Origin of the sequence: Micromonospora sp. NPDC049107 (genome assembly GCF_040648595.1) — a bacterium.
GTDB lineage: Bacteria > Actinomycetota > Actinomycetes > Mycobacteriales > Micromonosporaceae > Micromonospora.
In genome coordinates this window covers 500,882-526,377 of record NZ_JBEZEC010000004.1, presented here as the reverse complement: position 1 = coordinate 526,377, position 25,496 = coordinate 500,882, and the positions used below count along the sequence as shown (strand labels likewise).

The window sequence follows — 25,496 nt, the reverse complement described above, 5'->3', positions numbered from 1 at the left end:
CCCGCCCGGTGGAACAGGCTCGATCAGCTGCTCAGGGCAGTGATCGTGAGGGTGGTGCGGTAGCTGCCCTTCGCGATGCTGTCCGGGATCTTCAGGTCCAGGTCGGCACCGAGCTTGGCCCCGCCGCGCGGGTGACCCTGCACGGCCGCGCCCAGACCGCTGGAGACCGAGAGGCCCTTGCCCTGGTCGTCGAGGGACGACAGGACCGGAGCGCCGGCCGCCGCGCCCGCGCCGGCGTCGAGGACGTACGGGGTCCAGCCCAGGTACGAGCCGGAGAACGTCTTGTCGGCGTCGGAGAAGTCGCCGACGCTGGCCGAGATCGACCACGGGGCGAGCGACCGACGGCTGTCCGACACGAGGATCGGGTTGATCTTGCCGGTCGCCTCGAAGTAGCTGCCGTTGCGCTCCTGCGCGGTGCCCAGGTCGACCAGGCCGTTGTAGCCGTCGATGGTCCAGCCGAACTCACCCGGCGCCGGGTTGGGCACGTTGACCTGGATGGCCTGACCGTCACCGTGGTACGGGTGGATCGTGGTGCTGTCGACGATCGAGCCGACCGGCTGCCCCTCGGCGGTGTTGCCGCAGGACAGACCCTTCTCGACGGCCGCGTTCGGGGCCGCGCAGGTGCCGCTGCGGATGTTCTGGAGCACCAGCTTGTCGGCCTTGACCCCGACCTTGACGTAGCTGCGGACGTGCTCCTGGTTCTCCACCGAGTTGAACCAGTAGTTGCTCGGGTTCAGCGGGTCCGGGCCGAGTCCCTCGACGCCGGTGCCGGAGCCGTCCGGCTTCTTGATGTCGTAGTACTTCGAGCCGGAGGCCGAGTTCGCCGTCACGTAGAGGACGCCACCCGGGCCGGGGAACACGTCGGCGGCCCCCGGCTTCTCAGCCGGGTTCTCCTTCTGGCCGTTCTTGATCGAGTAGCTGCGGGTGTACACGTGGTCGTGACCCTGCAGCACCATGTCGATGCCGAGATCGGAGAACGCGGTCGTGAAGTCCTTGCGGCGGTTCTTGTTGTCCGCGTCGGTGGAGTGGCTCGCCGCCGAGTAGATGGAGTGGTGGTAGACGAGAACCTTCCACTTCGCCTCGGAGCCGTGCTTCTTCACGATGTCCGAGACGTACGCGACGTGCGCCGCGTCGCCGCCGAGCGAGCCGTCGGCCGGGTTGACGTAGCTGTTGCTGTTCAGGTCGATGAACAGCACGTCCTTGTAGACGTACCAGAAGTCACCGCCGGAGCGGGTCGACTGGTCCCCGTTGTAGTACTGGGCCGAGCGGTCCGTGTTCGGGGTGAAGTGGTGCTGCTCCCAGGACTTGCCGCCGACATCGTGGTTTCCGATGGTGGCGGCCGTCGGGTACTGCCGGAGCTGGTCCGGGGAGAGGTACGCGTTCCACTGGGACTCGTCGTTGGCGGACTCGACGTGGTCACCGCCGGAGACCAGCAGCTCGGTGTTCGGGTTCGCCGCGGTGGCGACCTTCAGGGTCTCGGCCCAACCGGCCTGGTCCCGCGCGACGTCGCCGGAGGCGCCGATCTGCGGGTCGCCGAAGAACAGGAAGTCGAAGTCGCCCTCGAAGTCCCGCGTCTTGAAGGCGTAGGTGGGCGACCAGCTTCCCTCGGCGCCGACCCGGTACGAGTACGCCGTGTTCTCACGCAGGTTGCTGATCGTGGCGTGCCGGTTGTAGCCGGTCGTGGAGGTGTTCGCGGCGCCGACGGCGTCGAAGCTGATCGCGCTGGCCGGGAACTCCCCGTTGACGATCTCGGCGGTCGGGGCGAGCTGGATCTTCTGGGCGGTGTCGGCCGAGGAGTACCAGGACACGATGCGCTGGGTCTCGTTGGCGCCGACGCCGAGGACGATGCCGGACACCGTGGTGGGGTCGGCGGCGCTGGCGGCGGTCAGCACACCGCTGCCGAGGGCCACGCCCACTCCCAGGAATCCGGCCACGACCCCGGCGACAACGCGCCGCCGCACGAGCCCGGCGGCCCGTGTCGAGGTGCTCAATGTCATCGACATTGTTCCCTTTTCGAATAGAGAAATGGATTGTTCCTCCCCGAGCACGGGGAAGCGAATCCAAAGCTTTCGTCGGCCGGTGAACCGATCATTAACGTGATCTTGCGAGCGGCTGCACTTCACGAACTGGTTAGCCGTACTCACGAGCCGGTGACGCGCTGAACAAACCAGATCAGGCCCATGATGGACACCCCTGCGGAAACCACACCGGTCGCCCAGAGACCCGCTTTCGGCGCACGGCGGCGCAGCACGAACAACAGCGGGAAGACGGCGGCGATAATCGCCAACTGGACGACTTCGATACCCACGTTGAACACCAGCAGCGACCACAGCAGCGTCCAGGACCACGCCTCGTCGATGCCGAGTGCGCCCGCGAAGCCCAGCCCGTGCACGAGGCCGAAGCAGAAGACGACACCGAGGCGGATCCACCCCCGGCGGTCCAGGCTGAGGTGACCGCGTCCGGTCGTCTCCAGATCCGTCGCGTGGTCACCACGCCGCCAGATCCCCCACAGGTGCCAGCCGGCCACGACGGCGATCGACAGCGCGATGACCGGCTCCACGACCCTCGCCGGCACGTCGACCAGGCCGAGGGCGGCGAGCAGGAACGTCACCGAGTGCGCCAGGGTGAAGCTGGTGGCCGCGAGCACGATCTCCCGCAGACGCCGCGATCCGGCGATCAGCGCCAGTAGGAACAGGATGTGATCAATCCCGGACAGCAGATGCTCGGCCCCCAACAGGAAGAACTCGCCGAACCGCTGGTAGGCGGTCTGGGCTGTCGAGAAGGACGGGTTGGCGGCGTCGAGCGCGGCACTGCCCGACCGGCCGTCGATCTGGTAGGTGACGATCGTCTTGGTGCCCTTGACGTACGCCTCGTCGTCCGGGAAGAGACCACTGCGCACCTCGTGCTCGGCGACCCGCTCGGAACAGGTCCAGTCGAGCAGCAGGTTCGCGTACGGCACGCCGTCCCGAACGCTCACCGTGGCGTCGCCCACCTGGGTGGGCCGACAGGCCGCGCCACGGGCGGTCACCGAGAGCCGGTCGGCGACGTAGCGCAGGACCGTCGGAGCGTGGGCCTTCAGCGCGGCGGCCTGAGCGTCCGGGTCCCCCGCCTCGAAGGCGGCGGTTCCGACCCGAAAGAGTGGGTCATCGTCGCCGGAGTCGGCGGCCGACACCACGAGGAGGTCGTATTCGAGGCCCAATTCGGCGCGGATGTGACCCTCGTCTCCGGCGGAGATTTTCGCGTACACGGTCGACGAAAAGCCGTGCGCGAACGCCGCTCCACCGCTGAAGAACGGAAGCACCGTCGCCGCGAATGCGACAACGGCGACGACGACGGTACGACGGATATGCCCCAGCATGCGGTTCCCCTCGGTTGGCCAGTGCACGCTGCACGTCGCGGGTGAACAAGAACCCGCCCGCCGACGAACCGATGGCGAACAAATATCCGCAGCGGCCGCTCGCGGATCGCGGGCCGCCGGATCTGGGATAGGAATACGAGTCGTACCCGCACCTGCCTCAGTCATCGGAGAAGGACGATCACCTTGCGCCCCCCGTTTCGGGCCGTCGCCCTGCTGGCCACGACCGCCGTACTCCTCGCCGGCTGCGGCTCCGGCGACGACTGGTCCCAACCCCGTCCCACGCCGAGCGCGCTCGGCACGCTCGGCCCGGGATTCGTCGACACCGCCGCGACGCCCGCCCCGGAGGCGACCATCACGCCGAAGCCCGGTTCGTGGGCCGACGTGCACCCGTCGAAGGACTACCGGGTGGTGCTGCTGACCGCCGGCGCGGACGCGCCCACCAAGGCCCTCGTGACGGCGGTACGGAGTTGGGCCGACGACGAGCACCTCGACCTGCGCACGGTCGTCGTCGGCGATCCGCACGAGGCCGTGGCGGGCATCAGCAAGGCGATCGGCATGAACGCCGACCTCATCGTCACCGCGGGCAACGACCTGATCGACCCGCTGGCGTTGGTCACACCGAACCACCTGGACGAGAGGTTCCTGGTCGTGGGCGCCGAGCTGGCCGAGCCCACCCACAACGTCACCGCCGTCGACTGGGAGGGCGCGTCGTTCCGCGGTGAAGGGCTCGGCATGTCCTCGACGTACGACGCGGGCTCGTTCACCGCCGAGCGCTGCGCGGCCGCCATCCGGGCCGGCGTGGCCGCCGTGCTCAACGGCCTGACCGGCATCGTCGTCTGGCTCTGACCTCCCGCTGTGCTCGCCGCGGCAGGTTGTTTTCGCTGCGACCGGTTGTTGAGGTGGCGTGACGAGCAGATGTTATCGATAACAGCGACGGCACCCCATCATCCGCTCTGTCGACCACCCGGTCCGCAGTGGCCGGTGCCCGCACCCTGCCCGGCCGGCAACCGTAGCCACCTGCTGAAGCCCTGGTCAGCGAGGTGATGAGGTCGTTTACGTGTCGGCGAGACATCGAGGTTGATGGTTTGGGAGCGCTCCCGTAACATACTCGAAGCGGCTGTTAACGCTCACCTAACAATCACTCCCACGAATGTGGAGGCCGCCGTCCCGTCAGGAGGGTGCTCGATGACCATATTCAGACCGACCAATCTCGGGGTCGTCTCGGCCGGTGTCGCGTTACTGGCGTCGGCGACGGTTGCCGTGGCGCTGCCGGCCGGCGCGGCCGCGGCGGGCTGCTCGGTGAACTACGCCGTGTCGTCCGACTGGCCGGGTGGCTTCGGCGCCAACGTCACGATCACGAACCTCGGCGATCCCGTGAGCAGTTGGACGCTGACGTGGTCGTACAGCGCCGGGCAGACGATCACGCAATCGTGGAACACCACCCTGACGCAGAGCGGGGCGGCGGTGACCGCGCGGAACGTGAGCTACAACGGTTCGATCGCGACCAACGGCACGGCGTCGTTCGGGTTCAACGGCTCCACGACGGGCAGCAACCCGGCACCGACGAGCTTCGCGCTCAACGGCGTGACCTGCAACGGCGGCACCACACCCACCACGCCGCCGCCCACCACGCCGCCACCGACCACTCCGCCGCCGACGACCCCGCCGCCCACCACGCCGCCACCCACCACGCCGCCACCGACGACGCCGCCGCCGAACACGTGCAACCTGCCGTCGTCGTACCGGTGGTCGTCGACCGGGGCGTTGGCGCAGCCGAAGTCGGGCTGGGTGTCACTCAAGGACTTCACCGTCGCCCCCTACAACGGCCGCCAGCTCGTCTACGCGACGACCCATGACTTCGGCACCCGCTGGGGCTCGATGAACTTCGGTCTGTTCACCAACTGGTCGGAGATGGGCTCGGCCAGCCAGAACACCATGAACAGCGGCACCGTCGCGCCGACCCTGTTCTACTTCGCGCCCAAGAACATCTGGGTCCTGGCCTACCAGTGGGGTGGCACCGCGTTCTCCTACCGCACCTCCACCGACCCCACCAACGCCAACGGCTGGTCCGCTGCCCAGACCCTGTTCACCGGCAGCATCACCGGCTCCGGCACCGGCCCGATCGACCAGACCCTGATCGCCGACGACCAGAACATGTACCTCTTCTTCGCCGGCGACAACGGCAAGATCTACCGCGCCAGCATGCCGATCGGGAACTTCCCCAGCAGCTTCGGCTCCAGCTACACGACCATCATGAGCGACTCCACCAACAACCTCTTCGAAGCGCCCCAGGTCTACAAGCTCCGCGGCCAGAACAAGTACCTCATGATCGTCGAGGCCATCGGCGGCCAGGGCCGCTACTTCCGCTCCTTCACCGCCACCAGCCTCAACGGCAGCTGGACCCCCCAGGCCGCCACCGAGAGCAACCCCTTCGCCGGCAAGGCCAACAGCGGCGCCACCTGGACCAACGACATCAGCCACGGCGAGTTGATCCGCACCAGCGCCGACCAGACCTTCACCGTCGACCCCTGCAACCTCCAACTGCTCTACCAGGGCCGATCGCCCTCCTCCAACGGCGTCGACTACGGCCTACTGCCGTACCGCCCCGGCCTGCTCACCCTGCAACGCTGACCTGATCCACCACCCGCGGGGCGGGCCCGGCACAGCCGGGCCCGCCCTCGTGGCGGCGCAGCTCACGAGGACGACTTCCAGCGCGGGCCGTCGCGCACCAATCTGGCGCTGAGCAGGACGAGTCCGAGCAGGCCGACGAGCCACGCCGCCTCGACGAGCGCGGGTCGTACGCCCACCGCCTCGGGGAAGTACGACGTGGTCTGCAACAGCGCGATGACGCTCCCGTTCGGGTGGATGACGCTGATGGTCCGGTACGGCTGCGGGAGGAGAGCGGTCGCCACGGCACCGCCCGAGGCCGCGTTGCCGATCGCGATGAAGATCAGCCACGTCGGGACCACCGCCCACCGGCCGATCAGGATCACCATCAGCGTGCTGAACAGGCCGGTGACGGCGATCTGGGCGGCCAACGTACCCCAGAGGGCCGGCAGGGGCGCCGGAAGCGCCCCGAGGATCGGACCCACGGTGACCGCCAGCGCGATCCCGCCCACGACGGCGAGGCCGGCGAGAATGGCGAGCCAGGTCCGCAGCGGCACCCGGCCGACGTTGATCCGCAGTTGCAGGGCCGTCAGGAAGCCGAGCAGGGTCGCGGCGATCATCACGTAGAACGCGGCCAGACCCGAACGGTCGGTGTCGGGCAGCGGCCGGACGTCCGTCACGAGCAGTTCCCGACCACCCTGCTCGTTGAGCTGTAGAGCGGCGTTGCGCAGCACCTGGGCGAGTGTGTTGCCGGCGGCGCTGGCGACCAGCAGCCGCGACCGGCCGGGTTCCACCACCAGCGCCGCGTAGACCCGTTGTCGCTCGATGGCGCGCTGGGCTTCTCCGGCGGTCGGGTAGCTCTGGTACCGCAGCGCGCCGCGCATGCGCGACCGCAGCTCCTGCGCGACCCCCGCGTCGGCAGTCGCGTCCCCGACGAGCGCCGTCGGGATGCGGTTCGGCGGCGGTCGGTCCAACGCCAGGGTGTACGAGGCCACGAAGGCCACGGCCAGCGCGATCCCGACGGCCACGACGGTCAGCACCGTGCTGAGCTCACCGGGTTTGTGCTCCCCGTCAGCCGTGTTCTCCGTCAAGAGAGTTCCCCCTGGTTCGCTTCGCGGTAATGACGAGCATGCCCTCGTCCTGTCGCACCCGTGCCGCGAACAGGGTGATCACCTGCGAATCGAATGGGGAAAGGCGAAACCAAATGTCCACCGTACGGCTCGACGCAGGTGCCGATGATCTGAATTCGGTGCGCAGGACAGCGCGACCCATCGTCGACAAGGGATACTCTCCGGGCCCACGCCGATGGTCAATTGACCTCGCGAGCAAGGAGAACCCCACCTCACCATGCCTAGAAGACTGCTCTGCGTGCTGATGTCCGCCAGTCTCGCCGTTGGTACGGCGCTCGGCGTGACACAGCCGGCGCAGGCCGCCGACCCCTCCGTCGACGGTGGTGGCCGGGCGAACGCCGGCATCGCCCCGGGCGCGCGCAGCTCCGCGATGGCCAAGAGCGCCGCCATCCCAGCGGGTTACACGGTCCGGGGAATCGACGTCTCCAGCCACGACCACAACCTCGGCCCGATCAACTGGCCGGCCGTCGCGGCAAGCGGCGTCAAGTTCGCCTACGTCAAGGCTACGGAAGGTCGGACGTACCTCAATCCGTATTTCGCCGAGGACTACGCGGCCGCCAAGGACGCCGGACTTCTCGTCGGCGCGTACCACTTCACCCGGCCGGACAAGCGCGACCCGATCAACGAGGCCAACTTCTTCGTCGACAATGCGAAGTTCGCCAAGGACGGTCAGACCCTCGTGCCGATGGTCGACATCGAGTGGCCGTACTGGAGCGGAGCGCCCACCTGTTACGGGCTCACCCCGACCGAGATGTCGAACTGGATCAAGTCCTTCACCGACCAGGTCAAGGCCCGCATTGGCCGGCCCCCGATGATCTACACGAACACCAACTACTGGAACCCCTGCACCGGCAAGAACGCGTCGTTCGGCGCGAACCCGTTGGACATCGCCGGCTACACCACGGCTCGTCCGCCACTGCCGGCGGGTTGGACCACGGAGACCATCTGGCAGTACGCCGCCGGCAACCCGAGCCAGCTCGGCAACTACAGCCAGAACGTCTTCAACGGCACCTACGCGGCGCTCACCAAGCTCACCAGCACGCCGGTGGCCGCGCCTCCCGTCGCCCTCCGCTCGCGGGCGAACAAGCGCTACGTGGTGGCCGAGAGCGCCGGCACCAAGCCGCTGATCGCCAACCGCACCACCGTTGCCCGGTGGGAGCAGTTCGACGTGATCAGTGCCGGCGGCGGTTACGTCGCGCTCCGCTCGCGGTCCAACGGTCGGTACGTGAGCGCGGAGAGCAAGGGAACGAAGCCTCTCATCGCCAACCGGACCAAGGTCAGCACGTGGGAGAAGTTCACCATCGTCAACAACTCGGACGGCACGATCAGCCTGCGCGCCGCGGCCAACGGCAGATATGTGGTGGCGGAGAGCAAGGGCACCAAGCCCCTCATCGCCAACCGGACGTCGATCAGCAGCTGGGAGAAGTTCGACCGGATCTCCCTCTGATCGCCGCCGCCTGCCCGGTGCCCTGATCGCGGGGGCGCCGGGCAGGCGGTTCCGGGGCTACCGCTGCCCGCCGTCGAGGTAACGCAGCACCGCGGTGACCCGACGGTCGGCGCGGTCGTCCGGCGGCAGCTGGAGTTTGGCGAAGATGCTCCGGATGTGCTTGTGCACCGCGCCGTCGGTGACGAACAGCCGCTCGGCGATCGCGGTGTTACCGAGCCCTTCGGCCATCAGTCCCAGCACCTCGCGCTCGCGGGGCGACAGCTCGCCCAGCGCCGTGTCCGTCCGCCGGTTGCGGGCGAGCAGTTGGGCCACCACCTCGGGGTCGATAACGCTGCCGCCATCGGCGACCCGGCGCAGCACGCTGAGGAACTCCTCGACCCGGCCCACCCGTTCCTTCAACAGGTAGCCGAGGCCGACGGCGCCCACCGAGAACAGTTCGGTGGCGAACGCCTGCTCCACGTACGCCGAGAGGACCAGCACCGCGAGGCCCGGGCGACGTCGCCGGGCCTCCACCGCGGCCACGATGCCCTCATCGGTGTGGGTCGGCGGCATCCGTACGTCCACGATCGCCACGTCCGGCGCGTGCTCGTCGACGGCGACCAGGAACTCGCCCGGCGTACCCGCCGTGGCCACCACGTCCAACTCCTCCGCCCGCAGCAGCAGCGCCAACCCCTCGCGCAGCAGCGGGTCGTCCTCCGCGATCACGATCCGCACGGCAGCTCCACACGCATCCTCGTCGGTCCTCCCGGTGGGCTGGTCAGTGCCATCCGCCCGTCGTACGCCTCGACCCGCCGGCGGATGCCGGTGAGCCCGGAGCCACGCGCCTCGGCGGCGCCGCCGCGCCCGTCGTCCTCGACGGTCACCAGTAGCTGGCCCTGCTCACGACGGACGGCGACGTCCACCCGGCTCGCGCCGCTGTGCCGGACGACGTTGGTCAGCGCCTCGGCCACCACGAAGTACGCGGTGGCCTCGACCGATGCCGCGCAGCGGACGGCAACGTCGACCGTGAGCCGACAGGGCACCGCGCAACTCGCGGCCAGGCCCGCCAGCGCACCGGCAAGGCCTCGATCGTCAAGCACCGGCGGCAGGATGCCCCGCACCACCGTACGGAGTTCGCCGAGGGCCTGTTCCGCCGCGTCCTGCGCCTGCCCGAGGATCTCGTCGGCGCGGTCGGGGTCACGCCGCACGGCCCGCCGCGCCGCCCCCAGCAGCACGTTGACCGCGACCAGCCGATTCTGCGTCCCGTCGTGCAGCGACCGCTCGATGCGGCGCAGCTCCAGCGCGTGGGCGTCCAGCGCGGCGGCCCGGGTGGCGGTCAGCGCGGCCACCCGCAGCGACAGGTCGATCCCCGGCGGCGGAGGCAGCAGCAACCGGCCGGGCCAGGCCTGGACCCGGGCCAGCGCCGGACCGAACCCGATCGCGGCGACCAGCCAGCCCACCCCGAGCAGGCCCACCAGGAGCGCTTCGGACAGCTCGTCCACGCGCCACCAGACGATCCCCGGAGCGCCGTCCTCGGGTGCGACCAGCCGGTACCAGAGCGGAAAGGTGATTTCCTGGAGGGCGTTGAGCGGCAGGGCGAGGCCGACCAGCCCCGACAGCAGTCCGATGACCGAGTGCAGCATGATCCAGCCGACTTCCCGGCGGACGAACGGATCACGTGCCGCCTCCCGCAGCCCCTCCTGCACCGGCCCCGGTGCCGGGATCGGCGCGCCCCAGCGGGACAGCCGGGCGCGCTCCCGATCGGCCACCGAACGCACCGCGCGCAGTGCGCCGGGCACCAATCCTCGGCCCAGTCCGGTCAGGCAGACAAGCGCCACGACCGCCGCCCACAGCAGCGCGCCCAACGCGAGCAGGGCGGTGCCGAGCCCGCCGACGAGGTGTTCGAGGGCGTCGACGGATGCCCGGAACCGGCCTCGCACGTACGCCATCGCCGCCCACCTCCCGCGCCAACATAGGTCACGGTGGGCACCCTCGGCAGCGTCCGCGGCGGAAAGTGCAGCCTGCTGTACCAGCGGTTGTCGAGCTGGGGGGATCGTCGCCGTGGGTTACCGCTTCGCCGCCATCCCGCCAGATCTGATCGGCCGTTCACGCCGAAGGCGTACCCGAATTGGTTCTAGCCGGTGGCGACCGCCGCCCGTCGGACGGACCCGGCGCGGGCCGCCCAGCGCCCGTCCTCGTGGCGTACCTCGATGGGGTGCGCGAAGGCCGCCGAGACCTGCGCGGTCGTGACCGTCTCGTCGGCCGGGCCGGCGGCGACCACGCTGCCGCCGTTGATCAGCATGGCGTGGGTGGTCGTCGCCGGAAGTTCCTCGAGGTGGTGGGTGACCATGATCGAGGCGAGGCTGGGGTGGGTCTCGCGGAGCAGGTCGATGGTCTCGAGCAACTGTTCGCGGGCCGCGACGTCGAGACCGGTCGAGGGTTCGTCCAGCAGCAGTAGTCGCGGCTGGCTGATGAGCGCCCGGACGATCAGGGCACGGCCGCGCTCGCCCTGCGAGAGAGTCGGCCAGCGCTCGTCGGCCCGGTCGACCAACCCGAACATGCCCAGCAGGGAATCCGCCCGGTCACGGTCGTCCCGGGTCGGCTGCCAACGCGGCGGCAGGTCGATCGACCCGACGAGCCCGGTCAGGACGACCTCCCGGATCGTCAAAGGTGACCGCAGCGGGTGACGGGGGTTCACGTGACCGATCGCCCTGCGGAGCTGCTGCAGGTCGACGCGGCCGAGTCGTTGACCGAGGATCCGTACGGTCCCCGAGGTCGGGTGGGTCAGCGCACCGCAGAATCCCAACAGCGTGCTCTTGCCCGCCCCGTTCGGGCCGAGCAGCGCCCAGTGCTCGCCTTCGCCCACGGTGAGGTCGATGCCGTGCAGGATCTGCTTGCCGTTCCGCCGGAACGTCACGTCGCACAGTTCGACGACGGGAGACGGCGGGTGGGGCTCGGCGGTCCTGGGGAGCATGGGCCCTCTATCGGTACGGCGACGGTTGCCCTGCACCGTGCCACAGACCGGTCGTACGGGTCAGTGACCAGGGCCACCGCCGTCGTACGCGCCCCATCGGCGGTATCCCTCGGCGGGCTCACTCGTTGGTAGCCGTGTGCCGCGCGCCACCGGGTCCGGATGTCCGGCGTCGTCGCGGCGGCGTGGGCGGACGACGGCAGCGGGGGCGGCGAAGCCATGACGAGGGCGGACCCGACCGGGCCACGACGCAAACCCAGCTCGTCGGCTCGGGCCACCCTCCTGGAGTTGTTCTTCGACGTCTTCTACGTGGCCGTGTTCGCGCAGTTGTCGATGCAGTTGGCCAATGATCCGACCTGGGCGGGGCTCGGGCAGCGACTCATCCTGCTGTTGGCCGCCTGGTGGACCTGGTCGGTGACGGTGAACACCACCGAGTTCTACGAGCCGCAGCTCCGGGCGGTCCAGGGTGTGGTCGTCGGCACGATGGTCGGCGTGTCCCTGCTCGCGGTCGCCCTACCGGGGGCCTACGACGGGCGGGGCCTCCTCTTCGCCGCCGCGTACGTCGGCCTCCACCTGGCCCGGGGAATCATGCTGATCGTCGCGCTGCGTCCACGCCGGGCGCACGCGCGGGAGGAGCGCTTCCTCTTCTGGTTCGTCGTGTCCGGCGTGCTGTGGGTCGCTGGTGGCCTCGCCGAGCCGGGTTGGCGTACCGGCCTCTGGATCGGCGCGCTCGCGATCGACTACCTGGCGGCGGCGCTGCGCTACCCGACGCCACTGCGCGGACGGATACCGCTGGAGCAGTACAGCCAGTTGAGCGTCCATTTCGGCGAGCGCTATCAGCAGATCGCGATCCTGGCGCTCGGCGAGCTGACCCTGATGACCACGCTGACGTTCGGCAGCACCCCGTACACCCCGGCCCGCGCCGTCGCGTTCGCCGCCGCGATCCTCACGGCGCTGCTGTTCTGGCAGATCTACGTGTTGCAGAGCAACAAGCTCGTCGACCGCTCGGCGCACTCGCGCCCACGCCACTCGGTGTACCTCGCGCCGTACGTCTACGCCCTGGTGGTGACCGGGGTCATCGCCACGTCGGCGGGGGTGGACCTCGTACTCCACGAGCCCCTGCGGACCACCCCGGCGAGCTGGGTGGTCCTCATCGCCGGTGGGCCGGTCCTGTTCGTGATCGGGCGGATGAACTCCGAGTACGTACTCCTGGGCCAGCTACCGAAGTCGCGCCTGGCCTGGCTGGCGCTGCTGGTGGGCGCGACGCCCGTGTTGATGCTGCTCGACCCCGTCCTCGTCACGGTCGCCGCGGCGGGCGTCCTGGTCGGCATCACGCTCAGCGACACCTGGCGGCTTCGCGCCCGCGCCCTGGCGAGCTGAGGGCGCGGCTGCCGTCGAGGTAGACCAGATCGGGCCAATGAATCTACACTCATCTCTGTTAGCGCTCACACTCGTCCCAGTGCTGAGGCAGAACGCCGTGCCGATCCGACGATCGGCGCGAGCCGGGCCACGCCCGGCAGCCGGCGGCTGCTCGGTCCGGCCGGCCCCCTCTCGGATGTCGACTGCCCCGGGCGGCCCTACCGATCGGCCAACGCCCTCGGCCAGCTCTACCAACCAAGGGGAGATCCATGCGAACGAGGGCACGATGGCTCGCGACACTCGCCGCGCTCGGTGTCGTGATCGCCGGGGTGGTGGCACCCACCAGTCCCGCCAGCGCAGAGTCCAACGGTGGGGTACGCGTGATGCCGCTCGGTGACTCCATCACCGAGGGCACGCAGGTGCCCGGCGGATACCGCATCGGGCTCTGGCAGCGGCTCGCCGCCGGCCGGTACACGGTGGACTTCGTCGGATCGCAGTTCAACGGGCCAGCCAGCCTGGGCGACCACGACCACCAGGGGCATCCCGGCTGGCGGATCGACCAGATCGACGCGAACATCGTCAACTGGCTCAACACCCAGCGGCCGGCGACCGTCCTGCTGCACATCGGCACCAACGACATCCTGCAGAACTACAACGTGAGCACCGCGCCGAACCGGCTCTCCACGCTGATCGACAAGATCACCACCACCGCGCCCACCGCCGAGGTCTTCGTCGCCCAACTCATCCCGCTCTCCAACAGCAACCAGGAGAACGCCGCCCGGACCTTCAACGCGGCCATCCCCGGCATCGTGCAGAGCAAGGTCAACGCCGGTAAGCGCGTACACCTGGTCGACATGCACAGCGCCCTCACCACCGCCGACCTGATCGACGGCATCCACCCCACCTCCGGCGGATACGACAAGATGGCCGCCCGCTGGTACAGCGCGTTGCAGTCGGTCCCCGGCAGCATCGGCAACCCGAGCAGCGGCGGCGACCCGACCACCACCACCACCCTCGTGGGTACGCTGTCCGGCCGGTGCGTCGACGTCCCCGGCTCCTCCACCACCAACGGCACCCAGGTGCAGCTGTGGGACTGCCACGGCCGCACCAACCAGCAGTGGACCTACACGTCCACCAAAACCCTGACGGTGTACGGCAACAAGTGCCTCGACGCCGCCGGCTACGGCACCTCGCCGGGCACCCTGGTCACCATCTACGACTGCCACGGCGGAACGAACCAGCAGTGGAACGTCAACGCCAACGGCACCATCACCGGCGTGCAGTCCGGCCTCTGCCTGGACCCCTACAACCAGGGCACCGCCAACGGCACCAAGCTCGTCCTCTGGACGTGCACGGGCCAGACCAACCAGCAGTGGAGCCGTCGATGAAGCAGCCGACACGATGGCTGACGGCCGGGCTCGCGGTGGTCCTCGGCCTGGCGCTCGCCACGACGACCCGGGACGCGGCGGTCGCGGACAGCCCGTACCAGCGAGGCCCGGACCCCACCCTGGCCAGCGTGGCCGCCACCCGAGGTCCGTTCGCCACGACGCAGGCGACCGTGCCGGCCGGAAACGGCTTCAACGGCGGGTACGTCTACTACCCCACCGACACCAGCCTGGGCACCTGGGGCGCGGTCGCGATCGTTCCCGGTTACTCCGCGCTGTTCGCCAACGAGGAGGCCTGGATGGGCCCCTGGCTGGCGTCCTTCGGATTCGTGGTGATCGGCATCGAGACCAACAGCCGTACCGACGGCGCCGACGCGCGGGCCACCCAACTGCTCGCCGCGCTGGACTACCTCACCCGGACGAGCCCGGTCCGCAACCGGGTCGACCCGAACCGGCTGGGCGTCATGGGCCACTCGGCGGGCGGCGCGGGCACCCTGCTCGCCTCGCTGCGGCGGCCCACCCTGAAGACGGCGGTCGGTCTCGCGCCCGGCACCCCCGGCAACAACCTGAACATGTCCAGCACGCAGGTGCCGACCATGCTCATCTCCGGCCAGAACGACGGGACGGTCACGCCCTCGTACGTCCAGGGCATCTACAACAGCCTGCCGGCGAGCGTCGAACACGCCTGGGCCGAGCTGGCCGGCAACGACCATCTCTCCTTCACCAGGTCGAACCCGACCGAGATGCGGCTCCTGATCCCCTGGCTGAAGACGTTCCTCGACAACGACACCCGCTACACCCAGTTCCTCTGCCCGCTGGCGGACAGCCGGGGCGTGTCGCGGTACAGCGCCACCTGCCCCCTGGTGCCGCCGGGTGAACCGACACCACCACCCACCACGGGTACGCCCACCACACCGCCGCCCACCACGCCGCCTCCGACGACGCCACCACCCACCACGCCACCACCCACCACGCCGCCACCCTCCGACGCTGCCTGCACCGCGGCCTACCACACGGTCAACTCGTGGTCGGGCGGCTTCCAGGGTGAGGTCACGGTGACCGCGGGCACGACCGCCGTCAACGGGTGGACCGTCCGCTGGACGCTGGGCAACGGGCAGAGCATCAGCCAGGTCTGGAACGGCACGCTGAGCACCAGCAGCTCGACAGTGACCGTCCGCAACGCCACCTACAACGGCTCGCTCGCCCCCGGCGGCACGGCCACGTTCGGCTTCCTCGCCACCGGTACGCCGACCAACCCGTCGCCAACCTGCACCAGCCCGTGAACAGCCGCGTGGCGGTCGTCGGCCTGGAGTCCGCTGACGACCGCCACGCGGGTCCGAGCAGTTGCCCGGTCAGCGCCGTCATGCCCAGCGGCGCGGTCAGCGATCCTCGTCGTCGAGCGGAACCGGTTCGAGCGCGGGCAGGGGCAGCCAGAAGACGGGGATCATCAGGGCGTAGATGACCAGCCCGGCGGCGGGGGCGACCGTACCGACCGCCGCACCGAGGAGAGTCAGCACCGGTCCCGCCAGGAAGCGTCTCCCCACGAGCCTGCCCGCGTGCGCGCTGACCCGCGGATTCAACAGCCTCGGCGCGCGCATCGCGTACCACCAGAGGGCGTTGAAGAAGATCGCGCCCAGGCCGAAGGAGCCGCCGAAGAACAACACGGCGAGCGGCTCACCCGACCCGTTGCGAAAGGCCGCCGCGAGTACGGAGGCCGCGAACGGCAGGAACGCAACGGTCATCAGCAGCACGGTGTTGAGCAGGAGCACCCCTCGATCAGCGGCGACGACCTGGTCGAACATGACATGGTGGTTGGTCCAGATCGACGCGATCAGGAAGAAGCTCAGCACGTACGCCAGGAACGAGGGCCACAGCTCGACCAGACCCCGACCGAGGTTGGAGGTGTCCTCGGGCGGGTGGATCTCCAGCACCAGGAGCGTGATGGAGATGGCGAAGACGCCGTCGCTGAAGAACACGGTCCGGCTGGGGTCCCGGAGAGCGCTGTCCTGTAGCGCAGCCTCATCCCCCGGTCGTGTCCGCCGCCGGAAGCGCCACCGCCTGGCCATCAGCCTGCCCGGCCGAACGGACAAAAAGCCATAGATTGGAGCATAGTCGGGAAATCGTCCCGTCAACCTCCGACGTCGGGTGGAGAGGGCTGCTCGGGGGGTTTACCCATCGCGCGCATCGCGTCCGAGATGGCGATGCCGGCCAGGACGGCGACGGCGGTGCCGGCCACGGCCAGCGGCGGCACGAGGATCATCGCGGGCGCGACGGCGACCAGCAGGAGGGCGCCGATCAGCCGGGAGCGGGACACCCGCGCGAACACCGCGTGCTCGACCAGCATGCGTCCAGCCAGGAACAGCACCGGTCCGCCGAGGATGGCGATGATCCAGGAGGCACCGGTGGGCCCGAACGGATGGGTGATCACGATTTCGTAGCCGACGGCGATCGCGACGGTGCCGACGACCATGAGCATGTGGGCGATGAACGCCTCCCGGATGAGGTGCGCCGGGTCACGGGCGGCCGTGAGCGCCCCGGGCAGCAACTGGCCCGCCTTGAAGAGGTACACCCGGAACAACAGCACGGTCGTGGCGAACGAGACGGCGAACGCCGCAGCGGCGCCGCCCTCCTGGAACGACGTGTCGCTGTAGGCCGATCCGGTGGTCAGGATCAGCTCACCGAGCGCGATGATGAAGAACTGTCGGTACCGCTCGGAGATGTACTCCGCCGACACCGGCCAGCCCGGTCGGCTGGAGATGTTCCACGGCGCGGGGTAGAAGAGCAGCAGCGCCGTACCGTCGATGGCGAGGGCGAGCGCCCACAGCACCGTCCGCGCCGCACCCGGCAGCAGCGCTCCGACGATCCACGGGACGGCGGACATCGAGAACCACAGGAGCACCCCCGCCGCTCGACTCTGCGCCTTCAGACCGCGCAACGCCGGCACGATGACGAGGCCACGGACGATGTGCACCGCCACGTACGAGCCGGCGAAGACCAGACCCCCGGCACCGAACGCCTCCGGCACCGCGACCGCCATCATCAGGGCGCCGAGCATGGCCGTGTAGACCACGAACTGGACCTGCGGCCGCTCGGAGTTGTAGAGATCGGTGACCCACGCCGTGACGAACCAGAGCGACATGAAGGCCATCAGCAACAGGAACGTCTCGCCGACCTCGGCGAGGACCATTCGCCCCTCGGTCAGGTCCTCGACGAGCCGATGGGAGACCCGGTTGAGCGCGAAGACGAACACCAGGTCGAAGAAGAGCTCCAGGAGGCTCGGCCGCTGCGGCTGCTCCGGCTTGCGAAGCAGCGTTGCTGCGCCTGTCGACATCCCGCCGCCCGACCTTGCCCGGATTCTTCACCTGTTGGGAATTGATACCACCTTCGGCGGCCCATCGGGGCCGGTACGACATACCGCCGCCCTTTGGCGTCACCACCCGAGGCGTCCGGACCACGGAGACCGGCTTCCGCTCAGTCGTAGAACACGATGAACGCTGATGCGGAGTCGTTCGGGATCTCGTCTCCGCCACCCCTGAAATCCACTCCACTGTGCGCGGGAACGAACGTGATCCTGCCGCCGCCACTGCCGGCGGCGAAGCCGTGCTCGAAGACACCGATCGTGTGATTACTGCCGTTCCACACGGAGGACGCTGAATCGTTCAGGTTTTTTCCGTTGGTGTACTGGTACCAGCGGAAATCGGCGAAGCTGGCACCGGCATCGACGGTCCGGAACGCCATGGTCGAACCCGTCCAGCCAAAGTTCTCGTAGAAGCAGACCTCCACATACTTCTCGGCGCACCTGTACACCGCCTGTGCGGCCGTCGGGGCGACCGTCACCGAGACCACGACGGCCGCGGTGGTAGCGAACGTAGCCGCGAGAGCTTTGCGCTTCTTCACGTCATCTCCAACAAGAAATAGCCGGCAGAAATTTGCCACGAACCTACGGGCCAGTTCTTGATTCCTTCTGAACATCCCGTTCAGACGAGCTGCGGCGTTCTGCTCCAGGGCTCCGGCAAGAGCCCGAAAGGCCCCGGGCTCGAACGGCTCGCCCCACGGGAACGTCCCGGTCGTGCAAGGCCCGGAGAGCCCCGCAGACGCTCGCCGTACGCCACCGGTTCCAACCCCGCACCGGTCCCGACGGCGCGCTATCACGACCAGGTCCGGTACGTCGTCGCGAGTGATCAGGCGGCAGCGCCCGCCTTGAGGCGGGCGGTGATGTCGACGACCCGTCGGGCCTGATGGCGGGCCGCCTGGAGGACCACCTCGCCGGGCGGGCCGTCGCCGACCACGTGGGAGGTGCCGTAGGGGTTGCCGGCCTGGAACTGGACGGGGTCGGTGTAGCCGGGGGGCACGATGATGCCGCCCCAGTGGCAGAAGGTGTTCGCCAGCGCCAGGAGAGTGGACTCCTGGCCGCCGTGCGCCGTGTTGGATGAGGTGAACGCCGAGTACACCTTGTCGGCGAGCTTGCCCTGAAACCACAGCGGGCCCGTCGTGTCGATGAATGCGCGTAGCTGGCTGGCCGGGTTGCCGAAGCGGGTCGGGGTGCCGAAGAGCACCGCGTCGGCCCAGTCCAGATCGTCGTGGCTGGCCTCGGCGATGTCCGCCGTCTCCTGCAGGTGCCGGTCCCACTCCGGCCTGGCGCTGACCGCCGCCGCCGGTGCGGTTTCGAGCACCTTGCGCAGTCGCACGGTGGCGCCGGCCTTCTCGGCGCCCTCGGCGGCGGCCTGCGCCAGCGTGTGGATGGTGCCGGTGGAGCTGTAGTAGATGATCGCGACATGCACGGGTTCCACGGTCGATCTCCTCCCTCTGCGGTTCTGACCGGTACGACGAGACAGCGCGAGAAGATGTGAGGCGACCTGCGACCGCACAATTCGCGGCGACGGTTCGTCGTAAGGGGTGAGCCAGATCGTTCGAAGGAGTCGGTGAACCCATGGCCCACCCACCCGAGCGGCTGCACGACCGGCCCGATCCGAGCCTCAGCGCGATCATCAGCGAGCGCCGTCAGCTGACCAACCTGGCGTACCGACTGCTGGGCTCCCTGGCCGACGCGGAGGACGTCGTGCAGGAGACCTACGCCCGCTGGTACGCCATGTCCCCCCGACAGCAGGAGGGCATCGACGCTCCCGGCGGCTGGCTGACCACAGTTGCCAGCCGCATCTGCCTGGACCTGCTCCGCTCGGCGCGGGTCAGGCGCGAGCGTTACGTGGGCGAATGGATCCCGGAGCCGCTCCCCGACCGGGCCGAATGGATCAGCGGCCGGTCAAGCGGCGACGCCGACCCCGCCGACCGGGTCACCCTCGACGAGTCGGTCAGCATGGCCTTCCTGGTCGTCCTCGACGCGATGACCCCTGCCGAGCGGGTCGCGTTCATCCTGCACGACGTCTTCGGCTACCCCTTCGCCGAGGTGGCCGCGATCGTCGGCCGTACCCCCGGAGCCTGCCGTCAGCTCGCCACGTCGGCCCGCCGCCGCATTCACGTGCCGCGGCCCGATGCGGGCTCGTCGGCACGACGTGCCGATCTCGTCCGGGCCTTCAAACGCGCGTGGGAGGCCAAGGACATCGACGCGCTCATCGGCCTGCTGGCGTCCGACGCCACGGCGACCGGCGACGGCGGGGGGCACGTCACCGCCGCGCTCCGCCCGATCGAGGGAGCCGAGCAGGTAGCCCGCTTCTTCGTCGACCGGCCCACGGCGGCGGCCGGCGTGACACTTCAGGACTGCACGGTCAACGGCCAGCCCGGTCTGGTGGCTCGGCGGTACGGCGTCCCGGTGTCGGTGATGGCGTTCGACGTCAGCGACGACCACATCCACCACATCTGGGCCGTACTCAATCCCGACAAGCTCCGCTCCTGGAGAGCGACCTGTTGACCACGGGTCCACTGTGGAGGTTTCGGGCGAGTGTCATGAGACTGTCATGTTTGGTCACCCGGCCGGGGGATACTTCAATCACGTTCGACTATCCACGGGGGATAGTGGTACGGGGGATCGGCTCAGCGGCCGAGTCAGTGCCGCCCGGCCACCGCCGCGCCGCAATGCCGGGTGAGATGATGATCAGGCCCGGTGTCTCCATGAGTTGCGGGGGACGACAGGACGTGCAGTCGCACACGCCAGGGCAGCAGTTCACGCAAGAAGGCGCTCAGGCCGGCTCGGTCGCGGGCTCACCGCAGGCGCCGGAAGTCGCCATCGATCGGCTGGCTCAGCTTTCGCAGGACCTGGAACAATTGGCCGAGGCGATCCTCGACCAGTGCGCGGATGTCAGCCAGCAAGATACCGAGTCCGATGCGGTTGAGCTGATCACCAAGGTGCTGACGCTGCAGACGCGCTCGGTCACCATGGTGGAATGCGCCGTCGCGCACGCCCGCTACCGAGGCGTCAAGTGGCGGCAGATCGGGGATCTGCTGGGCGTGAGCCGACAAGCAGCTCACGCCCATTTCAGCAACATCGTGCAGCAGCACCGGTGTCCCACGTGATCAGACCAGCAGGCGTGCGCCGGCCATGGCGAACAGGCCGGCGCCGAACGACCACAGGAACCGTCCGAGGCCCATGATGATGGCGACCGACACGTGCATGAGGATCGCGCAGACCATCCAGGCGATGAGCGGCCATCCACCGAGAATGAGGAAGATCGGGCAGGAGACCTCGATCAGGATCACGCTCCAGGCGGTGAGCCGCGTGATCGTGGGCCGGTTGAGCATGTGCCAGGCGATCTGCGCCGAGCCGAACCGCGGCGAGTTGACCGCCAGAGCGACCTGACGTCCGTGCCGCCACGCCGGCACCCGGAGCTTCGCCACGCCGCTCCACAGGTAGGCGAGGCAGACGTTCAGGGCGACCAGCCACGCCGCCCAGTCGGTCAGGGCGGTCGACGGCACCAGCCAGAGCACGCCGAGGCCGGCCAGCACGATCATGAGCATGATGTCCGCGCCGTCACCGAGCGGTTGGAGTGCGACCATCAGGTAACCGAGGATCAGAACGGCCGCCAGCCCTCCACCGGACAGGCACGCTCGCGGGTCGACGAGGAACCAGCCGCCGAGCAGGGCCGGCAGCAGGGCGATCATCCGGTGCGCGAGCACCCACCGCGGGCCGGCGGCGGCGTCCGGGCGCCGCCAGCGGGCCAGCCCGGGAAGCGCGGCGGTCAGCTCGGCGCCGGTCACCAGCAGGGCGATGCCGGCCACCCGGGCGGCCAGCGGGAACAGGTCGTCGGCGAAAAGACCGCTCGGGAACCATTCAGCTGTCATGACGGATCTCCGATCGGCTGCTTGCTGCGGGGAGGACGGGTTCGCGGGCGGACACGAAGATCGTGCGAGGCGGCGATGTGGTCCAGTACCCACGGGTCAGCACCAGCCGGAACTCGGCCCGGTCCGCAGTTGTGGGGTCGGCGGTCCGCAGCGCTGAGCGGCGTACCGACGCCATGACCCGCCGGTATGCGGGGTCGTCACGCATGTCGCGGCCGTCGGCCGCACCCCCGCTGATCAGCCGGTACGCCAGGATCTGCGCGCTCTGATCGGCGCGCTGGCTGGGCCGCCACATCGCGGACCACCAGCGCCAGCGGTTGCTCGTCAGCGGTGTCCAGGGGTGCTCGTCCGCGTCGGCCGAGGTGGCCGCCGCCGATCTGCTGTGCATCCGGTAGGACAGGTCGAGGTCGAACATGCCGAAGCGCTGAGCGAACAGCCCCCAGAACGGCAGGATCGACCGCAGCGTTGCGACCCCGATCCGGACCTGTCGCATCCGGCGGTCCACCGCCGGCACGAAGCTGATGATCGCGGCCGCGGTGTAGGCGGAGAACAGCAGCAGGAAGCACCACGCCAGGAGGTGACCGATCATCGCGCACCGACCGTGTCCGCCAGGGCCCGTGGGCCGGTGGCCTGGTGCCGGTCGCGCAACCCGGCCACGACGTCGGCCACGCGGGAGACGCCGCCGACCGCACGCAGCGCCCCCGTGCGCAGCACACCACCGATGTTGGCCTCCCCGGTGACGACGCCCCGCAGGGTGGCCGAGTCGGTCAGGATGCGGGCCCGCGGCAGGCACGGCCGGTCGCAGAACGACGCCTCGCCGGTCGCGGGGTCGATCAGCCAGGAGGACTGCCGGTCCTCGATCGTCACCAGCACGTGGTCCCGCAGGCGGTCCTGCTCGTGGGAGCAGAGCCGCGGGGCCGGATCGTCGCCGCCCAGCACGTCGGCCAGCGCAGTGACGGCAGACCGGCCCGGGCTTTCGCCCGCCGGCCCTTCGGACGGCAGGGCATTCCAGTCGGGTCCGACCTCCGGGTGGTCCAGCTGTCGCAGGCACTCGTTCATCCGCTGCATGAGGTCGGGCGGGATCAGGTGGATCGGTACGCGTCGTCCCGTACCCACGCTGTCGGCGGAGACCCGGTCGGTGAACGGCAGCTTGTGGTCGCCGGCGCCGATGTCGTGCTGTCCGGCGAAAGCCGACCGGGACAGGCCGGGGACGTCCTCGACGCCCAGGAATCCGGTCAGCCGGCGCAGCTCGCGGTCCGGGTCGCGGGCGAGGTCCTCGTACCGGACGCGCACCGTGCGGTCCGGGTTGCGTCGCTCGTAGCTCAGCAGCGCCTCGGTGTGATCGCACCAGTACCGCACGAGCGCGTGCACGGTGTTGCCGGGGGACTTCTGGACGTACTTCTCGAAACCGTACGCGGCGAAGCCCCAGCGGCTCGCGTCCAGGCCGGACATCACGAAGTCGAGGCAGTGCCGGTGCAGGGCGACGAAGCGGGCCTGCGGAAAGACGTCGGAGAGCAGCGGTGCCAGCCAGAGGTTATCGAGCGACTTGTCGCACCAGAGGCGCTTGTCGCGGGCCCGGGCGTACGCGCGCATCGGCCGGTCCACCGCCGTGCGGATCTCGTCGATCACCTCGGTCGGCAGCGGACCTCGACCACCGGAGAGGCAGACCTGCCGCCAGGCTCGTTCGGTGGTCTCGCACACCCGGGCCACGCTCGTCTCGGGTGGGCTCGCCAGCTCCGGATGGGCGTCCAGCAGAACCCGCAACAGGGTCGACCCTGACCGGGCGAAGCACAGGATGAAGACCGGGCCGTCGGTGCTGGTGCGCGGCTCGCTCGTCATGGCGTTACCTCCAGTCTGATCAGTTGACGGCGCTGACGTCGGTGAGGGACCGCGGGCCACCCGGGACGACCGTGAGCGGGGTGAGATCACCCGCGGTCATCCGCAGCGCCCGATCGCAGGCGCCGAGGACCGGCGCCGAATGGGCGACCACGATCCGGGTACCGGGCATCATCTGCAGCGCGGTGAGCACGGTCTGCTCGGTGCCCGGGTCCAGGTGGCTGGTGGGCTCGTCGGCCACCAGCAGGTCCGGCCGGGCCAGGAAGGCGCGGGCCAGGGCGAGGCGTTGCCGCTGCCCGCCGGAGAGGTGCATGCCTCGGCTGCCGATCGGAGTGTCGAGCCGCAGCGGCATCGCCGCGACGTCCTCCTCGACAGCGGCGAGCTCCAGCGCCTCCCATACCGCCCGGTCGGGCACGCCAGCGCGCCACGCCAGCACGTTGTCGCGGATAGTGCCAGAGAACAACTCCGGGTCCTGCGGTACGTAGGCATAGGACAATTCGCCGGGCGTCCGCCGGCCGCCTGCGTCGACGCGCACCCGGGTCACGGTGCCCGATCGCGGCTGGTACAGGCCGAGGAGAAGGTGGATGAGGGTGGTCTTGCCCCCACCGGTGGCCCCACCGATGCCGAGCAGTTCGCCGGGGCGCACCTCCAGTGACACGTCGTCGACCACATCGGCGCCGTCCTGGTGATAGCGATAGCTGACCCGCTCCAGCCGGATCGCCGCTCGGGCCGGCTGCCGGTCGGCGCCGGTGACGTCAGCGGTGTCCTGGCCGGTAGCCGTATCGCCGGCATGCGCGACCGGCGCCGGCGCTGCGCCGTCGATGATGTCCTCCAGCCGCTCCAGCTGGCCGCGGACCAGGAAGATGCCCTGCGCCCCGGTCACCAGGCGCCCGAGGGTAGCCAGGAACATGCCCGCGACGGTCAGCATGGCCAGGACGGAGCCGAGCCGTACGGTGCCGTCGGCCGCCAGCCAGACGCCGGTTAGCACGATGGTGATGGGGACGGCGAACTGCACGAGGCCGGTGAAGGCTTGCAGGGTCTGCAGTTCGGAGTCGCGCTTGAGGCCCCGGGCGGCCGACGCCGCGAAGGTCCGCAGCCAGCGTCCGGTCACCCCGGCTTCCAGCCGCATCGCCTTGATCACCGCGTAGTTGTTCACCGCGTCGACCGAGTTGATCTGAAGCTCGGCATCGGCGCGGAGTGCCTCCCGCTGGGCAGCCTCCACCCGCCGACCGAAGGCGACTGCGGCGCCCATCTGCAACGCGGCGCCCAGCAGCGCGATCACCGACAGGGCCGGCGAGACGGCCACCAGGGCGGCCAGATAGATCAGGGTCAGGGGCAGGTGCAGGCCGGCGGCGAGAAGCAGCAGGGTCAGGGAATCCCGGAGGGCGGCGTTGGCGGAGATCCGGGAGAGGATGTCCCCCGCCGCACGCTGCTCGAGGAATTCCAGGTCCTTGCCGAGGAGGTGGTGGACGAAGGCGGTCATCAACCGCGCGTCGATCCGGGCCCGTAGGCGCAGGACCAGTCCCGACTGCAGCAGAGTGCCCAGGAACTGCAGGCCCAGACAGCCGGCCGCCGCGACGCCGACCAGCCAGGGCGACAGGTGCCCCTCGCGGGCCACGGCGGCGTTGACCGCCTCGCGGGTGAGCAACGCCGGGCCGAGAGTGGCGGCGACCATGATCGCGGTGGCGGCGATCAACTGACCGCGCAACCCGCGAGAACTCCGCGTGATCACTCCCCGCAGGGACAACCGCGACGCGACGTCCGGCGACGAATGCTGCCGCCCGTCACCGGCAACGCCGAAGACGATCAGCGGCCCGGACATCCGCCGCGCAAGGGCCTCCGCATCGCAGCGTTGCCGGCCCTGCCCCGGATCGACCATCTCGACCTGGCCACCCCGCACACGGGTGAGCACCACGAAGTGGTTGCCGTCCACGTGCAGGACCGCCGGCATCGCGGTCGAGGTGACCGCGGCGCGCAGATCCTGCACGGCGTACGCCCGCGCGGTCAGTCCATGGGCGGTGGCCGTCGCTAAGATCCGGGCGACGGACGTACCGTCCCGGCCGCTACCGAGAGCGCGCTGCCAGAAGCCGGTCGAGGCGCTGCGGCCGAGAGCGCTGCCGACCATCGCCAGACAGGCCGCGGCGCAGTCCGACTGGGACATCTGCAGGATCGTCTGAACCCGTTTCGCCATCGC

22 protein-coding genes are annotated in these 25,496 nt (G+C 69.7%); 8 read left to right on the top strand and 14 right to left on the bottom strand.

From position 1 onward, the window contains the following. Positions 1–23: 23 nt before the first annotated feature. Positions 24–1,997: a metallophosphoesterase family protein gene (locus AB0B55_RS13655; protein WP_357131766.1), complete on the bottom strand. Its 1,974-nt coding sequence runs from the start codon at positions 1,995–1,997 to the stop codon at positions 24–26. Positions 1,998–2,140: 143 nt separating this feature from the next. Continuing rightward, positions 2,141–3,358: a HupE/UreJ family protein gene (locus tag AB0B55_RS13650; protein ID WP_357171815.1), complete on the bottom strand. Its 1,218-nt coding sequence runs from the start codon at positions 3,356–3,358 to the stop codon at positions 2,141–2,143. A 183-nt stretch (positions 3,359–3,541) separates the two neighbouring features. Between AB0B55_RS13650 and AB0B55_RS13645 the strand changes: the two genes are divergently transcribed. Then, positions 3,542–4,204 (top strand): hypothetical protein, encoded by a 663-nt coding sequence (locus AB0B55_RS13645; protein WP_357131759.1) that lies wholly within the window; start codon positions 3,542–3,544, stop codon positions 4,202–4,204. A 339-nt stretch (positions 4,205–4,543) separates the two neighbouring features. Then, positions 4,544–5,989 (top strand): non-reducing end alpha-L-arabinofuranosidase family hydrolase, encoded by a 1,446-nt coding sequence (locus tag AB0B55_RS13640; RefSeq protein ID WP_357131756.1) that lies wholly within the window; start codon positions 4,544–4,546, stop codon positions 5,987–5,989. Between the two features lie 62 nt (positions 5,990–6,051). Here AB0B55_RS13640 and AB0B55_RS13635 read toward each other — a convergent pair whose 3' ends face one another. Beyond that, the gene (locus AB0B55_RS13635; protein WP_357131753.1) at positions 6,052–7,056 is read right to left on the bottom strand and encodes a hypothetical protein; all 1,005 of its coding nucleotides are present in this window, start codon (positions 7,054–7,056) and stop codon (positions 6,052–6,054) included. Between the two features lie 256 nt (positions 7,057–7,312). Here AB0B55_RS13635 and AB0B55_RS13630 point away from each other — a divergent pair, with 256 nt between their 5' ends. Further along, entirely contained in the window at positions 7,313–8,542 is a 1,230-nt protein-coding gene (locus tag AB0B55_RS13630) for a GH25 family lysozyme (protein WP_357131750.1), read from the top strand. A 57-nt stretch (positions 8,543–8,599) separates the two neighbouring features. On the opposite strand, the gene AB0B55_RS13625 is transcribed toward AB0B55_RS13630, so the two are convergent. The 3 genes from AB0B55_RS13625 to AB0B55_RS13615 form a co-directional block, all read right to left on the bottom strand. Then, entirely contained in the window at positions 8,600–9,256 is a 657-nt protein-coding gene (locus tag AB0B55_RS13625) for a response regulator transcription factor (RefSeq protein WP_357131747.1), read from the bottom strand. Next, positions 9,244–10,470: a sensor domain-containing protein gene (locus AB0B55_RS13620; protein ID WP_357131744.1), complete on the bottom strand. Its 1,227-nt coding sequence runs from the start codon at positions 10,468–10,470 to the stop codon at positions 9,244–9,246. The genes AB0B55_RS13625 and AB0B55_RS13620 overlap by 13 nt, the downstream gene beginning before the upstream one ends. 185 nt (positions 10,471–10,655) lie before the next feature. Then, positions 10,656–11,495, bottom strand: coding sequence for an ATP-binding cassette domain-containing protein (locus AB0B55_RS13615; RefSeq protein ID WP_357171814.1), 840 nt, complete (start codon positions 11,493–11,495; stop codon positions 10,656–10,658). Between the two features lie 159 nt (positions 11,496–11,654). Between AB0B55_RS13615 and AB0B55_RS13610 the strand changes: the two genes are divergently transcribed. From AB0B55_RS13610 to AB0B55_RS13600, 3 genes are all read left to right on the top strand, one after another. Continuing rightward, positions 11,655–12,872, top strand: coding sequence for a low temperature requirement protein A (locus tag AB0B55_RS13610; RefSeq protein WP_357171813.1), 1,218 nt, complete (start codon positions 11,655–11,657; stop codon positions 12,870–12,872). A gap of 248 nt (positions 12,873–13,120) precedes the next feature. Continuing rightward, positions 13,121–14,239 carry a ricin-type beta-trefoil lectin domain protein gene (locus AB0B55_RS13605; protein ID WP_357171812.1) on the top strand — a complete coding sequence of 373 codons (1,119 nt, stop codon included), beginning with the start codon at positions 13,121–13,123 and terminating at the stop codon, positions 14,237–14,239. After that, positions 14,236–15,519 carry a cellulose binding domain-containing protein gene (locus tag AB0B55_RS13600; RefSeq protein ID WP_357171811.1) on the top strand — a complete coding sequence of 428 codons (1,284 nt, stop codon included), beginning with the start codon at positions 14,236–14,238 and terminating at the stop codon, positions 15,517–15,519. The genes AB0B55_RS13605 and AB0B55_RS13600 overlap by 4 nt, the downstream gene beginning before the upstream one ends. 96 nt (positions 15,520–15,615) lie before the next feature. Here the strand turns inward: AB0B55_RS13600 and AB0B55_RS13595 are convergent, their stop codons facing one another. The 4 genes from AB0B55_RS13595 to wrbA form a co-directional block, all read right to left on the bottom strand. Further along, positions 15,616–16,212 carry a TMEM175 family protein gene (locus tag AB0B55_RS13595; protein ID WP_357171810.1) on the bottom strand — a complete coding sequence of 199 codons (597 nt, stop codon included), beginning with the start codon at positions 16,210–16,212 and terminating at the stop codon, positions 15,616–15,618. A gap of 152 nt (positions 16,213–16,364) precedes the next feature. Next, on the bottom strand, positions 16,365–17,567 hold the full coding sequence (locus AB0B55_RS13590) for a low temperature requirement protein A (protein ID WP_357131726.1): 1,203 nt from the start codon (positions 17,565–17,567) through the stop codon (positions 16,365–16,367). A gap of 140 nt (positions 17,568–17,707) precedes the next feature. Next, the gene (locus tag AB0B55_RS13585; RefSeq protein ID WP_357131723.1) at positions 17,708–18,133 is read right to left on the bottom strand and encodes a peptidase inhibitor family I36 protein; all 426 of its coding nucleotides are present in this window, start codon (positions 18,131–18,133) and stop codon (positions 17,708–17,710) included. A 284-nt stretch (positions 18,134–18,417) separates the two neighbouring features. Continuing rightward, positions 18,418–19,026: an NAD(P)H:quinone oxidoreductase gene (gene wrbA, locus AB0B55_RS13580; protein WP_357131720.1), complete on the bottom strand. Its 609-nt coding sequence runs from the start codon at positions 19,024–19,026 to the stop codon at positions 18,418–18,420. Positions 19,027–19,166: 140 nt separating this feature from the next. Here wrbA and sigJ point away from each other — a divergent pair, with 140 nt between their 5' ends. Together sigJ and AB0B55_RS13570 are read left to right on the top strand one after the other, a co-directional pair. After that, positions 19,167–20,102, top strand: a complete 936-nt coding sequence (gene sigJ, locus AB0B55_RS13575; RefSeq protein ID WP_357171809.1) for an RNA polymerase sigma factor SigJ — start codon at positions 19,167–19,169, stop codon at positions 20,100–20,102. 224 nt (positions 20,103–20,326) lie between these two features. Then, positions 20,327–20,704, top strand: coding sequence for a hypothetical protein (locus AB0B55_RS13570; protein ID WP_357131714.1), 378 nt, complete (start codon positions 20,327–20,329; stop codon positions 20,702–20,704). On the opposite strand, the gene AB0B55_RS13565 is transcribed toward AB0B55_RS13570, so the two are convergent. Genes AB0B55_RS13565 through AB0B55_RS13550 form a run of 4 tightly spaced genes read right to left on the bottom strand, consistent with a single transcriptional unit; the run spans position 20,705 to position 25,493 of the window. Beyond that, complete coding sequence (locus AB0B55_RS13565; RefSeq protein ID WP_357131711.1) at positions 20,705–21,469, bottom strand: hypothetical protein; 765 nt, start codon at positions 21,467–21,469, stop codon at positions 20,705–20,707. Continuing rightward, positions 21,459–22,055 (bottom strand): hypothetical protein, encoded by a 597-nt coding sequence (locus AB0B55_RS13560; RefSeq protein ID WP_357171808.1) that lies wholly within the window; start codon positions 22,053–22,055, stop codon positions 21,459–21,461. The genes AB0B55_RS13565 and AB0B55_RS13560 overlap by 11 nt, the downstream gene beginning before the upstream one ends. Next, a complete protein-coding gene (locus AB0B55_RS13555) occupies positions 22,052–23,305 on the bottom strand; it encodes a sulfotransferase (protein WP_357171807.1) in 1,254 nt (417 codons plus the stop codon). Before AB0B55_RS13555 ends, AB0B55_RS13560 begins: the two co-directional genes overlap by 4 nt. Before the next feature lie 19 nt (positions 23,306–23,324). Then, on the bottom strand, positions 23,325–25,493 hold the full coding sequence (locus AB0B55_RS13550; protein ID WP_357131702.1) for an ATP-binding cassette domain-containing protein: 2,169 nt from the start codon (positions 25,491–25,493) through the stop codon (positions 23,325–23,327). Positions 25,494–25,496 lie beyond the last annotated feature (3 nt).